Origin of the sequence: Vibrio sp. Vb0598, assembly GCF_033338935.1 — a bacterium.
Taxonomy (GTDB): domain Bacteria; phylum Pseudomonadota; class Gammaproteobacteria; order Enterobacterales; family Vibrionaceae; genus Vibrio; species Vibrio alginolyticus.
Genome location: NZ_JAWOTP010000009.1, coordinates 154338 through 168495, shown reverse-complemented (window position 1 = coordinate 168495; position 14158 = coordinate 154338). Strand labels below are relative to the sequence as shown.

Below are 14158 nucleotides of genomic sequence, written 5' to 3'. Positions count from 1 at the left end.
TGAGTAGTTTTACAGGCAAAGCCGAAACGGATGATAACCACCTACTGAAGTAGGTGGTTTAGGGCTGAAAATAAAAAAATACCGGCTCATAGGCCGGTATTTCTTACACTATTTCAATATTAACGGTACATACCGATGTCTTTTTGAATATGTGCTGACAAGTCTTCTGCGTAGTAACTGCGTGGCGCAGTGTTATCTACAAATAGAATGTCCAGTAAGTGAGCAATCAGTCCTTTGAAGTTAACCGCGTAGGTTTTCTTATCCATAGAGGTTGGTAAAGCTACATTTGTCATTTGCATTGCTTGTGCCATGATTGCCTCTCTTTAAAAGCAGTAGTCTGTTTAGTTGGTTGTATATTAGTCAGTTTCTTATTGTTTAAGAAATGACAAATTTTACCCATTCAAATTAGAATTTCTAATAAAACAAACTCATTACAAAACTCAAAAATACAAATGAATAATAACGGCATAAATAATCACAATTGCTGTAATTACATTGAATAACTGAACATTACCTGCATAATCGCCCCTTAAGAAACAACATATATTTAACAATATTTTTCGTTGTTTCTTTTGATTTTAGTGCTTACTTTATATTTTTTGATTAGTAATATTAACGCTAGTTTGACGCTTCGCTTTATTTTTTAGGAGTGATGCCACCACTGCCGATGTCATCACAACAACTAAAAATGTGAGAGACCATGTTGTCGGAATCTCATATTCTGTTCCAACCAATAGCATTTTTACCCCGATAAACATCATGATTACTGATAATGCTGGTTTTAAGTATACAAACTTGTCTAACATTGCTTGAAGAACAAAGTACAACGATCGTAAACCCAATAATGCAAATACGTTCGCGGCTAAGACTAAAAATGGCTCTCGCGTTACCGCGAATATAGCTGGTATAGAATCCAACGCAAACATAACGTCCATTAGTGCAATGACACCAACAACGATCAGCATCGGTGTTGCCACCCACTGACCAGCTTGCTTTAAGATTAAGTGATTTCCTTGGTAGTCATCTGTAACTGGCAATACCTTTCGAATCAACTGCTCCGGATATGGATTAACTTCTTCTGCTTCGCCTTTGTCGCGAGCTAGCTTAACACCTGTCCAAATAAGGAAAGCAGCAAATAAGTACAATACCCAGTGATACTGTGCAAGTAACTGAGCACCAACCGCAATCATGACAGCGCGTAAAACTAGCGCACCTATCACCCCCCAAAGCAATGCTCTCGGACGCAAATGCTCCGGCACACTGTATTGTGCAAAGATGATGGCAAACACAAACAAGTTATCAACGCTTAACGACTTCTCTAGTAAGTAACCAGTTAAGAATGAAATCGTTGCTTTGTCGTTCGTATAAGCGCTATGTGGCGCGTAAAAGTCCCAGAATAAATAAATAGAACCTGCAAAAACAAAGGCAAGCAAGAACCAAAAAACACTCCAAACGATGGCTTTTTTCATCGTGATAGCGCCACCACGTGTTTGATAGATATCAAGCGTAACAAGAACAAGGGTAAATAAACCAAAAGCACCATACATCGCTAATGATTCTTGAAGAGGCACCGATTGGCTCAATTGGGTGGTATTTTCGATAAGAGACATATTTCCTCCCATGGCGGAAGGACTTCGTTTGGTGACCTTCCGCATACAATAACAACCAACAGCCACATAACGATTATGTGCTGCTAGTCAATGAATGCGTTGGTCTCGTTGAAGTGTTGATGTGAATAAACCACGTAACACCTTTACTTACCGGATAAGCTGATGCTTAACGAGATGACGATAAGTAAACTTGCGCTAACTACTCCCCAAACGTCGACATAATAACGCCGAGCGTCAGGCTTTCCAACAAAAAAACCTTGTCTTATCGAAATAAAATTCTTATCAAAAATCAGGAAGCACTATAAAAAAGAAAGAAATGGATTCAACCACCGCAACTATAGTAAACAGACAAAAAGCAGCAAATGGCTCAAGACAAACTCTTCATTGGTTAGAGGCCTAACGGGGAAGATAGATACAAAAAAGGAGCATTACTGCTCCCTTTTGTAGCATCCACATTCTTAGCAATTCAAAAGCCGCTTAGAGGCACAAAGTAGACCAGTGTTGACCAAATTGCGATCCAGGCAACCACGACTGCCGTATCTGCCCAATCTTTATTCCACATACTGCCATCCTCATCAACCCATGTAGTAAGTGGAGAGCAGCAAAATCAATACCAGTATCTATTATCGACGTCGCTTTGTGTAAAGTTTGTGACTTTGATTCAAACAGTTTGGCTCATCGGTCAGGAGTTCAATAAAACAATCAGCCATGGACAAACTGGTCACACGCCCTTCTCCTTTCATCTCCTGCAATGCGTCGTACCCCTCTTTCCCTTTCATCGTATAGGCAGAAGAAGTCCCTCGATACCAAACATCATCTTGAACACCTACCCATTGTTTACCATCAAAAATCACTAATGATTGAACTCTTTCACCTTTTGGGGCATCTGCGTGGTACTCGAAGTTTAAATTGTAAGTGTACGGATAACTGCCAGATCCAGTGCCTTCTACGCCATTGTTGAGTGCATTATTTATCGCGCCTTCAAGTGCACGGCGAATAGCGCTGCCTTTTACATCGTAAAAGCCGATAGGAACGGCAAAAGGCAACAGCCGTCCGGCAATGTCTGCCACTGTAATGTTGCCAGGGTTCAAAGAGGTTCGCACGCCACCCGCATTATGAATTGCAAATTGAACGTCATATCCACGTTTGTTTAAACAGTGCAGAAATGATCGGGCAACGGAGGAAGCCAACTCACTCTCACCAAATTCATCGGGAATTCTCACATGACGCTTTTTGGTGTCAACACTAGCAATGACTTGTGACTGTAACTGCCTGACCTGAGGAATATATTTATCGCTCAGGATCGCTTGAGTTTCCGGGTGTTTCTTACAAACCACGACATTCGGTTGACCATGGATGAAGTCGCACGCGGTTTCGAATACACCTTGGTCGAGCTGTTGGTTTAGCGTCGAGTCCCAAAAAATACGTCGGCCAAGCAACAGTTCATTTTGTCCACTCAACATCATTGCTTTGCCGTGTTCATCAAACTCAATGACGCAGTGCCCCATTGTCAAAGCATGGAAACCCGCTTGCACCACATAGGTATCATTAATTTTGATACCGTAGGGATCGTCTTGTCCTAACCCTATTGATGAAAAATCACCTTGCAACCGGTGGCTGTGTCCACCAACAATTATACCAATACCTGCGACTTGCTCAGCTAACTCTAAATCACCTTCATAACCTAAGTGGCTCAGAAGAATAATATTTTTTATACCTGATGAATGAATTTGTTTTACGGTCGCCTTGGCGGTTTCAATTGCTGAGTGAAAAGGCGTGTCTGCATCAGGGTTTGCGATGTCGCTCATTTTATCTATGGATAATCCGAAAATCGCGACCCGCTCACCATGGAATTCTTTAACAATGTATTGAGCGCTCTGTGTATCCGGTTGGTAACTATATACATCCTTGCAATCACTGATACGGTGAGTTTTTTTAAGTGATTCATTGGATAAATCCCAGTTGCCAGCAAGCAATGGGAACTGAGTACGTTGGCAAAACAATGCAACTGGCTCATTCCCCATATCTAATTCATGATTGCCTAACGCCATTGCATCAATCTTTAATGCGTTCAATAAGTCGGCATTGGCTTTGCCTTTAAATAGTGAGAAATACAGCGTGCCTTGGAAGCAATCTCCGGCATGGAGGAACAACATCCCGTGACCTTGGCGCTGAGCATCATCTCTTAACTGCTCGACTCGGGTTGCAATACGAGAAAAGCCGCCAGCACTGACATAAGGCTCTAGCGTGAGTTCATTGTTTATCTTAAGCTTTAACTGTAATGACGTTGGTTCAAAGTAGGAATGTGTGTCATTGATGTGTGCCAGTTTGATTCTCACTGGCTTATGATTGTTATTCATCTTCATCTTCTCTTTTTTCATTCCTTATAATAATAAGAAGTGAATCATGACAGAATCATGAATTTTATGAAACTGCGATTTAGGATTTCATGTTTAAGTGATCACGATGCTGTCCCCCGGCTTTGAAAGCAAGCCTCGCTTGTAACGGTCTCTATTCAGTAAGAGGCTCTCGTAATTTTGTGAACTGAGCTTAACTCAAAAATTTCGAATTCATATATGCTTAGGAGTAGCAAAATAACTCTCGATAATTCAAATAATTGCAAGGAGGATTGAGATGAGACTAGAACGCATCGAAATCTCCGGGTTTAGAGGCATCAAACGCCTTTCACTCTCTTTTGACGAACTCACCACGCTTATCGGTGAAAACACGTGGGGCAAATCATCATTACTCGATGCCCTTTCCATCGCATTACCTGCCAATGGCTCATTGTATCAATTCAAACTGAAAGATTTTCACGTTGACTACTCAATTTCTCATCCACAAACACAACACTTACAGATCATTGTTTGTTTTAAAGCACAGGATAAAAACGAAGTAAAAGCGGGACGCTACAGACGCATAAAGCCTACATGGTGCACCAACGAAGATGGTGAGCAAGTCATTTACTATCGTATTAGTGCGTCTCGCGATGAGCACGGCATTAATACAGAGTACGCGTTTTTGGGTCATAACGGCAAACCCAAAAAACTTCACCACTCAGAGAAACTCGCTATTGAGTTAATGACACTTCATCCTGTAATCCGACTACGTGACTCCCGACGCTTCCCAGATTTAAACCATGTCAACGGCGATGGTAAAAATGCTCGGATTGAAAAACGAATCAACAATACCTGTCGACGCTTATTGGCTATGCCTGGCCATGTAAATAAAGGTGAGATTCGTAGTAGTCTCGACTCAATGCAAACGCTTGTTGAGCACTATTTTGCGTTCAGAAGTGTCAGTAAAGGTAACCCACGCAAACCTCGCGATGGTCTTTTCTATACAAGCCCTTCCTCTGATAAAGGTTTGAGTCAGTTCTTGAAAGAAACCAATGACAAACAAAGCCGCTTGCTTTTAATGGGGTTACTCAATGCCTATCTTCAAGCTAAGGGTCCCACCGATTTAAGGCGCTGCGCGAGACCAATACTGATTATTGAAGATCCAGAAGGTCGACTGCATCCAACTCATCTAGCGAGAGCGTGGTCCTTATTGCAATTGTTGCCAATGCAAAAGATATTAACCACCAACAGTGGCACGTTACTCGGTTCTGTTCCACTGTATTCAATTCGACGTTTAATTCGGCTATCAGACAGAACCATCGCTAAGAGTTTAAACTCAACAAAGTTTGGTCGAGATGAGTTGCGCCGAATTGGTTTCCATATTCGTTTTCATCGTTCAGGAGCATTATTTGCGCGGTGCTGGTTACTTGTTGAGGGCGAAACCGAAGTTTGGCTTTTTCATGAACTGGCTCGTCAATGCGGGTATGACTTGGCTGCCGAAGGGGTTCAAATCGTTGAGTTTGCTCAATCAGGTCTAAAATCACTCATCAAAGTAGCAAAAGAGTTTGGTATTGATTGGCATGTCGTTACCGATGGCGACCCAGCAGGGAAAAAGTACGCGCATGCAGTGCGAGCACAGCTCGACCATGATCAGGAAAGGCATCGACTTACGGAGTTACCCGACCGAGACATCGAGCACTTTCTGTACAACAATGGTTTTGAACTTTTCTTTAAGGACATCATCAAAGTTCCTCATGACCACCCTATCCCTGCTAAAAAAGTCGTAAATCGTGTTTTGAAAAAACATGCAAAACCGGACTTAGCTTTGGCTATTGTTTCTCATTGTGAAGAGAAAGGCATGGAGTGTATTCCTGTTCTTCTGCGCTGGACACTTAAACGCGTTGTTACCATGGCCAACGGCAATACATGAGTTAGACGTATTTTACACTCAGCGTATTGTCTTGTAATACAAAAAAAGCACACCAATTTGGTGTGCTTGTATCAAACATCATTAATTTTGATTAAGGGTATTGAGAGGGATAAAACTCAATACACAGTGGATACCAATAAGATCGGGGGTTCACTACTGTGCTTGCTCAGCAAGCGAAGAAGAAGTAGCGGTTGATTTCGTATGCAACCATAGCCCTGTCGCTTTCATTAGATAGCCAAACACACCACCTAGCAACAACGATGGAATGACAAGTTGCCAGTTTCCGTCAGCCGCAAATGTTGCGCATGAACCAATAAAAGTACCAGGGATGTACGCGAGCCAAGCCTGTTTAGCTTGAATACACATGAAGAATGCCACAATAGCGGTAATCACATAGCCAATAATTTCCAACCCCACGTAAGTGGAACCGTGAATAATTACCATTGCCCAGAATACGCCTGTCATATTGGTGATTAAGCTGATGCCTAGTCCTTTCAATCCGCTCGTTGGCGCTGCAAAGTAGCTCGTGCAACCTAAAAAACCAGCCCAAGAAAGCAAACCTAAAGAGATGGCGATCCAACCCCATACGCCAGATAAAATTCCAGTAGTGATAGAAATAGCTAAAAGTGTCGTCATGGTAGTCATACCTACTCGGCTATTATCGTACCTATATGGTTCAATAACTGCCTTCATACATTGAAATCAAGGACACATGTTAGATACATCAGCTCAGCTTATCGGTGACACTGATCACAATAAGATATTATTATTTTCACAATTTACATTAAAAGTTTGACGCAACCGATAAATCAACAGATTTGGGGAATAAACCCAACTCATCTCGTAGGCATGTTTAATCAACCTTTAAAGAACTGAAGGCTTCCCTTTCATCATTCGCAGCCCCTCTCTTTTAATGCAGTCGACTAATGGGTTTTCTGCCATATCTGAGCGCCATATAAATGAAAGCGTCCTTTCCATTTTTAACTCAGGTACATTTAATGCCACAAGATGACCTGCTTCTATATATCGCTCTACATCTAAATACGGTAAGCAAGTAAGGTACTGACCATTAGCAACTAAACTACGTAACACCGGAACGTGTTCATACTCGCGCCACACATCCAAATCTTCAATAAGGTGGTGAATGGAACTATCAAATGTTTTTCGTGTGCCAGAGCCATGCTCTCTTAGTACCCACTTCGCTTGCTCTAACTGCGCAAGGCTAACAGACTGATTACGCGCAAAAGGATGATAAGAAGCTGCGACAACAGTAAGATGATCACGACACCATACTTCTTGGTGTAAACGGTTATCATCACAGCGCCCTTCAATAATCCCTAAGTCATACTTGTAATCTAATACCCCATCAATCACCCCTTTTGTACTTTGTACACCGAGGGAAATACGCATTTCTGGAAAGTCATTATCAATGATACTGATAAGGTCGGGAACTAAGTGCTCTGCTGGGGTTTGACTCGCTCCCATACGAATCTCACCACTCAATAAATGTTGCTCATAGAAGCCCATTTCAATCTGCAATGCATCTTGTAGCAAGCGTTTTGCTTTTGGTCGTAACCACATCCCCCAATGGGTTAACGCCATTTGCTTGCCTTGCCTCTCAAACAACGGCCTGCCAAGCATCTTCTCTAATTGCGCAAGCGACATACTCGTCGCTGATTGTGTTAAAGCCAATTTTTCTGCGGCTTGGCTTACACTGCCGGTATCTGCAACTGCGTCGAAAACCGCTAATTGCTTAAGTGAGTAGCGCAAAGTGTCCTCCATTATTAGTGGGTATTTCCCAATCCCCACAATTGTTAAAGCATGCCCCAATAAGCAATAGAGTTCATTTTACCTAGCCCCGTAAAGTTATCAATTAATTTGATGAGGTTTCTAAATATTATCAATTTTACCTTACTAACCGTTCTCCCTATTCTGAGTACGCGGTTCGGGAACACCGCAAGCCTCAATGGTTTTGAAACCGAAGTCATTGAGGCTCTTAATAAAAACAACAATTTCATTTTTGAGTTAATAACCAAGGATTTTTTATGCGATTACAAATTAAGGAGTCAATATGGCGGTGACCAGTTCTCAAAATCACCAGTATTTTTCTCCAAAAGAGATGATGGTTGAAGCGGAAAAATTTGCGTTAAGTAAGGCAAACAAAACCAGCAGTATGACATTAAGCCTCGCCATTATGGCCGGCGCGTTCATCGGGTTAGCATTCTTGTTTTACATCACGGTGACCACCGGCAGTACGGGCGCTGGTTGGGGCTTGAGCCGCCTAGCTGGTGGACTCGCATTTAGCATGGGATTGATCCTCATAGTGATCTGCGGTGGTGAATTATTTACCAGCTCCGTCCTATCCAGTATTTCTTGGGCCAATAAGCAAATCTCGTTCGGTAAGATGCTTTCGATCTGGGGCAAAGTTTACGTTGGTAACTTTATTGGTGCGATGTTCCTACTTGCGCTGGTTACTGCTGCTGGTCTTTATCAGATGGATGGCGGTCAATGGGGATTAAATGCGCTTAACATCGCACAACACAAACTTCACCACACTCTCATTCAAGCGTTTGCACTCGGTATTCTCTGTAACCTGTTGGTCTGCCTAGCGATTTGGCTGACATTTAGTTCTGCAAATGCAATGACAAAAGCAGCAATGACAATTTTGCCTGTGGCAATGTTTGTCAGCAGCGGTTTTGAGCACTGTGTTGCGAACATGTTTATGGTTCCACTTGGTATTGTTATCGCGAATTTTGCACCTGAATCTTTTTGGGCATCTGTCGGTGTGCCCGCGTCACAATACACAGACCTAAACATTAGCCACTTTATTACCGCTAACTTAATTCCTGTCACGCTTGGCAACATCGTCGGCGGAGCGGTATTAGTTGGCCTTTCAAACTGGTGTATTTTTCGCCGACCAGAACTAAAAGCAGCGAATATTTCTTCTATCACTACAACTACAACACTGTCGTCAGTTAAGGATTTCACCATGAAAAATGCCTCTTTTGTTAAAGACATTATGAACCAAAAACCAGTCACCATTCGTGCAGAAACGCCAATTGCAGCCGCGCTGGATGTGTTACTTGATAACAACGTAACTAGCGCACCTGTTGTAGACGTACAAAATCGATTAGTTGGCTTCTTCTCTGCTCACGATGTGATGGTAGAACTATGGTGTGAGGACTACATTCCGGTGAAAGACCAAAAAGTCGTCGACATCATGAGCCGAGATGTGGTCGCAATTGACGCTGGTGATCGCCTCGTTGATGTTGTGGAATTCCTATGTATCGATAAAGAGCAGTTGTACCCAGCGAGCAGTATGGGTATTGCCACTCGCTTGACGTCTTTGTCTCTCGAAGAACGCGCTAAAAGTATCAAAGTAAGTAAGCCACAAGTGCTTCCTGTGCTTGAAAAGGGGCAGATGGTCGGGGTGGTTACTCGTACTGAAGTATTAAAAGCACTACGCCCGATTTTTGGTGAGCGTTTAAACCTAGTGGAAAAAAGCGAGTTAGAAACAGCGTAAATCGCTAAACATTTACAACGTCTATTGGCTTTCAATCGCTATCACTGACGGGTTTATCGATGTTAGTGATGTGATTAAGATAATAAAAAAGCGCTCTCAAGTGAAGGAGCGCTTTTAGTGTATCTAAAAGGAACTAATTACTTCTTAATACCTTCGATATGAAGTTCCATATCGACGTAGCTTGAAGCACCCATTACTGGGATGTCAAAGTCAGCAAGCTCTAGGCGAGTGTTGCCAACAAAGCCAGCGCGCTCGCCGCCCCATGGGTCACTACCAGCACCAACGAATTCAGCCTCAATAGTAATAGGCTTAGTAACACCGTGTAGCGTTAGATCACCAGTTACATCTAGTTTGCCATTGCCTTTATCAACCACTTTTGTGCTAGTAAAGGTTGCTTCACTGTATTTGCCAGCATCGATGAAGTCACCACTACGAATGTGTTTGTCACGTTCAGCATGGTTTGAATCTAGGCTGGTTGTATCAACAACAACATTTACTTTTGAGTCAGCAATGTTGTTTTCATCAAAAGAAAAGTCACCAGAAAATGTATTGAAACGACCTTTGATGAAACTGTAACCCAAGTGGCTAACTTTAAAGTTGATTGAAGCGTGAGCACCTTTGGTATCGATGACATAATCTGCAGCTTGCGCACCAAATGGCAGTGCCATAGCGATAGCTAATCCTGTAGCGAAAAGTGACTTTTTCATTTTGAAGCTCCTAACATTTTTCTTAATGTGTTGTCTTTATCGATAAAGTGGTGTTTTAGTGCAGCAATAGCATGTAAGCCTGCAATCAGGATGACTGCCCAAGCTGCATAGAAGTGAATCTCACCTGCAATATCTGATTGGCCTGGGAATAACTCTCCCGCTCCTGGCACGGTGAACCAATTAAACACTTCGATGCCGCGTCCATCAGACGTTGAAATGAGGTAACCTGAAACAAAGATGGTGACCAATAGTAGGTACATGACACCATGCGCTGCTTTAGCAGCAAGCACTTCGTAACGTTTGCCTTCTACCTTTGGTGACGCCGTCACATGTTTCCATACTATGCGTACCAAAGTTAAAATAGCGAGTAAAATACCGACAGAGCGATGGTAATGCGGCGCAGTTCGATACCATTCGCTGTAATAGCTAAGGTCGACCATCCACAAACCCACTGCAAATAGACCAATAATGCACAGCGCTGATAACCAATGCATCACGCGTGCAGTAAGGTTGTAATTCTTTACCAGTGTATCCATCTCAAGTTCCTAGATATATTCCTAAGTTAATGCTGAGCAAGAAACACTACATTAACCTATTTACGTCATATGAAACAGATTATTTACCATCATTTACATCCAGCCAATGGTACCGTATCTATCAAGTTGTTCGAATTTTTTGAAGGAACTTTAAATCGTTTGTAAAACTGAAACTTACAGCTTAATTTCTTGTTCTATCTCATACAGCTCTTCGGAAACTTCTAACATTCTGCGTTCAACCAGTAACTTAGCATCTTCAACACCCTTGTTATAATAAATTGGTCCTAGTTTTTCTGTAATAAAATCAATTAGAAACTCACTATCGAACTGGCAAATTTCAACATCTAGCTCGTCTTGCATGTAATCTTGAATGGCGGTGGCCAACGCCTCTTTTTGTGCGCGTTCTAGCTTTATCATTTTTTCCCTTTCAAATTTTTGTTCAACTTCTGCTTCTTTCGTATTGCTCTATTAAAGATTAAACACGGTCATTTGTGAGAAATTTGGTGTTTAGATCAAGAAGTTGCCGAAGTAAATTAGTCTATTCTCAAAAGACTATGCTAACCTTTTGCAGTTCGTTTTGTAATTATTAAGGGATATTCTTTGCTACTCGACCTAGTTATTCAAAGTGTTAATGATTTTCAAGACGACTGTCTTAAGCTGTGTGAAAAGCATTACCCTGCGGTGCATAACCAAGGCATGAGTGAGCATCATCTTGGTCTCGCGTTTTCAAGAAGGATGGAACATACTTTTCGTCACTTTGGATACAACTGCGTGATAAAGCCAATCGAAGTGTTGGATTCTCCAGACCTTCCCCATCACTATCGAATTTCATCCGACATCGGCACTGTCTGGGTTCTGAGTCACCATATGGTCAGTGCCGGAAAATCTTGCCGGGAAAACTTACTCTCATCAATTACGGAATGGCAGAGTGAATATGGCTATGCCTTACAGCCTAATGACCTACTCTTTTTAGTTTGTGATCATTGGATAAGTCGCAGCAAAACGAGCCGAGAATTGCTTCATTGGTGGATGGGGGAACTACCCGATCAGATCAACGAATACACAGAACAAGGAATCACACTGTACACCAGCGAGTCGCAACTCACGCAATCGTTGGACACTCGATTCGGTATTAGCCCTTGTTACATTAAGTTTGGGCATCCTTTACGGCGTTCGAACAAACAGCAGTTAGTCAGAAAATATTTGCAGTTGTATGCCGTACTGCAATGGTAGCATCAAATTGAAGTGCTGAGATTATCAATTATTTCATCAATTTGTTTGATATCACTCGACAAAACTACCCATCCATTACCATCGTTCTTGCTTGAGTTAATGAGCACACTTAGATTCATTGCCAATGAAATAGAAAAATTAGCGCGATAACGCTGATGTTGAGACATTGATTTAGGTTGTGGTAACAATGATGAGCATCTCGCAACTACTTAGTTGCATCCGGAAAGAAGCCGACGGGCAGTATATTGCGAAATACGCGAACTTCACTCTCCGCAGTGTCTTTCAACCCATATATAAGAACGATATTTCCATCGTTGGCCTTGAAGCACTGGTAAGAATTAGCAATGCCAATGGCACCATGGTTAGGCCAGATCAGTTTTTCCAATCCAAAGCGACTCCCACTCAAGATTTGCTCAATGTTGAACGCTTAAGTCGCCTAATCCATATCAAAAATTTCTCTCAGTCTCGCTTTCACACAAAACAATTGTTTCTCAATGTATTACCGGTAGCGGCAGAGATACTAGTCAAAGACATCACTTATAACCGACTGCTAAAACAAACCATTTATGAATCGCATTTGATGAATGAACAAATCGTCATGGAGTTACTTGAATTGAAGGTGGAGGATGAACTCTCTTTGTCTCAAGCTGCTCGGGAGTTAAGTCTTGAAGGATTTAAATTAGCGATTGACGATTATGGCGTCAATGCATCGACAACTGAGCGAGTGAGAAGCGTTTGCCCAGATATAATCAAGATGGATCGCTCTTTATTGCTAAGGTATGAAAACGGTGATTTTAAAGCGCTTAACGATGCATTATCACTCGCAAAAGCGTTATGCTCTAAAACCGTTATCGAAGGAATTGAAACCGAGCATCAACTTCGCTTAATGAAAAAGCTCGGTTTCGATATGTATCAAGGGTACCTACTTGCTATCCCCCAAACGTTAGACGTCTATGAAGAGGCAAAAACAGCCTGACTATGTAAGAACAAAAGTTTGCGCGGTTTAGCGAGAGCTACGTGATTTACCACGATTCTTATGAATCGCCAATTTTGCTTTTAGCTTACGCTTCTCAGATGAACGACTACGACGACGCCCATTTTGTTCAGGCTCAACGTCTTCTACAAGACTTGGTTCGAAACCTGCCAGCCATTCTTGGGGTAAGCGTTGATCAAGCAGATTCTCGATAGCTTGCAACAAGTACTCCTCATCTCTACTCATCAGAGAAACCGCCAAACCTGACTTTCCAGCTCTTCCAGTGCGGCCAATTCGATGGACATAATCTTCTGCTTTGAATGGCATATCAAAGTTCACGACTTGTTCTAGCTCTTGAATATCTAACCCTCGTGCTGCCACATCGGTTGCAATCAAAGCACGTACCTTACCTTGTTTAAATTCATCCAAAGCTCTTTGGCGGGCACCCTGTGATTTATCACCGTTGATAGAAACCGCTTTGATGCCATCTAACTTGAGCTCTTTCGCTAACTCATCACTGCCTTGCTTCGTTTTTGTAAATACAAGCACTTGCTGCCAATTCCGCGAGCCAATTAAGTACGCTAGCAATTCACGTTTCCGTTTTTTATCCACTGGATAAACCATTTGTGTTACCGTTTCAGCAGTCGTATTTGCTGGTGAAACTTCGACTTCAACTGGCGATTCCATGAGTTTATACGCAATAGTTTTGATTCGCTTCTCAAATGTCGCAGAGAACAATAGGATCTGTTTCTCAGCAGGCAAACGTCGGAAGATGCGCTGCAAGTCAGGCCAAAATCCCATATCTAACATACGGTCGGCTTCGTCTAACACGAGCATACCGGTTTTAGAGATGTTTACGTTACCATTAAACAGGTGATCCAAAAGGCGGCCTGGCGTGGCAATCAAAATATCAGCACCCTCTTCTAACTTTCTCTTTTGTACGCCAATGCTTGTACCACCATAAACACACACGATGCGAAGTTCTGTTTCTGCCGAGTACTGATTCAAATTATCAAATACCTGCTGTGCAAGCTCGCGTGTTGGAACCAAAATCAATGCTTGAGGTGTGCCGTTAAGTTTCTTTTGCTGAACGGTTTGTATGATAGGTAAACCAAACGCAGCCGTTTTTCCCGTACCAGTTTGTGCAGCAGCAAGTAAGTTTTTTCCTGCAAGGACGTGTGGAATTGACTTTTCTTGCACTGGTGTTGGCGTCACGATATTTAGATTGCCTAGCGTCTCGATTAGCTTTTGTTCGATGCCTAAATCAGCAAAATTAACAGACATGTGTAACCTCATTATTTTTGGAG

Annotated in this window: 13 protein-coding genes; 4 read left to right on the top strand and 9 right to left on the bottom strand. The window is 42.2% G+C overall.

Annotated elements, in window-relative coordinates:
• Positions 1-119: 119 nt before the first annotated feature.
• The 3 genes from R7Q38_RS11840 to R7Q38_RS11830 all read right to left on the bottom strand — a co-directional run bounded on the left by R7Q38_RS11840 (position 120) and on the right by R7Q38_RS11830 (position 3976).
• Positions 120-311, bottom strand: a complete 192-nt coding sequence (locus R7Q38_RS11840; RefSeq protein WP_005376351.1) for a hypothetical protein — start codon at positions 309-311, stop codon at positions 120-122.
• 279 nt (positions 312-590) lie between these two features.
• Positions 591-1610 (bottom strand): TerC/Alx family metal homeostasis membrane protein, encoded by a 1020-nt coding sequence (locus R7Q38_RS11835; protein WP_318114241.1) that lies wholly within the window; start codon positions 1608-1610, stop codon positions 591-593.
• A gap of 623 nt (positions 1611-2233) precedes the next feature.
• Positions 2234-3976, bottom strand: a complete 1743-nt coding sequence (locus R7Q38_RS11830) for a bifunctional UDP-sugar hydrolase/5'-nucleotidase (RefSeq protein WP_318114240.1) — start codon at positions 3974-3976, stop codon at positions 2234-2236.
• A gap of 268 nt (positions 3977-4244) precedes the next feature.
• Between R7Q38_RS11830 and R7Q38_RS11825 the strand changes: the two genes are divergently transcribed.
• The gene (locus R7Q38_RS11825) at positions 4245-5879 is read left to right on the top strand and encodes an ATP-dependent endonuclease (protein ID WP_042520844.1); all 1635 of its coding nucleotides are present in this window, start codon (positions 4245-4247) and stop codon (positions 5877-5879) included.
• Between the two features lie 153 nt (positions 5880-6032).
• Here the strand turns inward: R7Q38_RS11825 and R7Q38_RS11820 are convergent, their stop codons facing one another.
• Together R7Q38_RS11820 and R7Q38_RS11815 are read right to left on the bottom strand one after the other, a co-directional pair.
• Positions 6033-6515, bottom strand: coding sequence for a DUF1097 domain-containing protein (locus tag R7Q38_RS11820; protein ID WP_017634175.1), 483 nt, complete (start codon positions 6513-6515; stop codon positions 6033-6035).
• Between the two features lie 228 nt (positions 6516-6743).
• Positions 6744-7649 carry a LysR substrate-binding domain-containing protein gene (locus R7Q38_RS11815; RefSeq protein WP_318114239.1) on the bottom strand — a complete coding sequence of 302 codons (906 nt, stop codon included), beginning with the start codon at positions 7647-7649 and terminating at the stop codon, positions 6744-6746.
• Between the two features lie 301 nt (positions 7650-7950).
• Between R7Q38_RS11815 and focA the strand changes: the two genes are divergently transcribed.
• Positions 7951-9402, top strand: a complete 1452-nt coding sequence (focA, locus tag R7Q38_RS11810) for a formate transporter FocA (protein ID WP_085569043.1) — start codon at positions 7951-7953, stop codon at positions 9400-9402.
• 137 nt (positions 9403-9539) lie between these two features.
• Here the strand turns inward: focA and R7Q38_RS11805 are convergent, their stop codons facing one another.
• From R7Q38_RS11805 to R7Q38_RS11795, 3 genes are all read right to left on the bottom strand, one after another.
• Positions 9540-10109, bottom strand: coding sequence for a YceI family protein (locus R7Q38_RS11805; protein WP_017634178.1), 570 nt, complete (start codon positions 10107-10109; stop codon positions 9540-9542).
• Positions 10106-10645: a cytochrome b gene (locus R7Q38_RS11800; protein WP_042520838.1), complete on the bottom strand. Its 540-nt coding sequence runs from the start codon at positions 10643-10645 to the stop codon at positions 10106-10108. The genes R7Q38_RS11805 and R7Q38_RS11800 overlap by 4 nt, the downstream gene beginning before the upstream one ends.
• 174 nt (positions 10646-10819) lie before the next feature.
• Positions 10820-11062, bottom strand: coding sequence for a DUF2164 domain-containing protein (locus tag R7Q38_RS11795; RefSeq protein WP_318114238.1), 243 nt, complete (start codon positions 11060-11062; stop codon positions 10820-10822).
• A gap of 183 nt (positions 11063-11245) precedes the next feature.
• Between R7Q38_RS11795 and R7Q38_RS11790 the strand changes: the two genes are divergently transcribed.
• Complete coding sequence (locus R7Q38_RS11790; protein WP_005376385.1) at positions 11246-11878, top strand: hypothetical protein; 633 nt, start codon at positions 11246-11248, stop codon at positions 11876-11878.
• Positions 11879-12065: 187 nt separating this feature from the next.
• A complete protein-coding gene (locus R7Q38_RS11785) occupies positions 12066-12854 on the top strand; it encodes an EAL domain-containing protein (RefSeq protein ID WP_042520834.1) in 789 nt (262 codons plus the stop codon).
• 27 nt (positions 12855-12881) lie between these two features.
• On the opposite strand, the gene R7Q38_RS11780 is transcribed toward R7Q38_RS11785, so the two are convergent.
• The gene (locus R7Q38_RS11780) at positions 12882-14135 is read right to left on the bottom strand and encodes a DEAD/DEAH box helicase (protein WP_318114237.1); all 1254 of its coding nucleotides are present in this window, start codon (positions 14133-14135) and stop codon (positions 12882-12884) included.
• Positions 14136-14158: the final 23 nt, after the last annotated feature.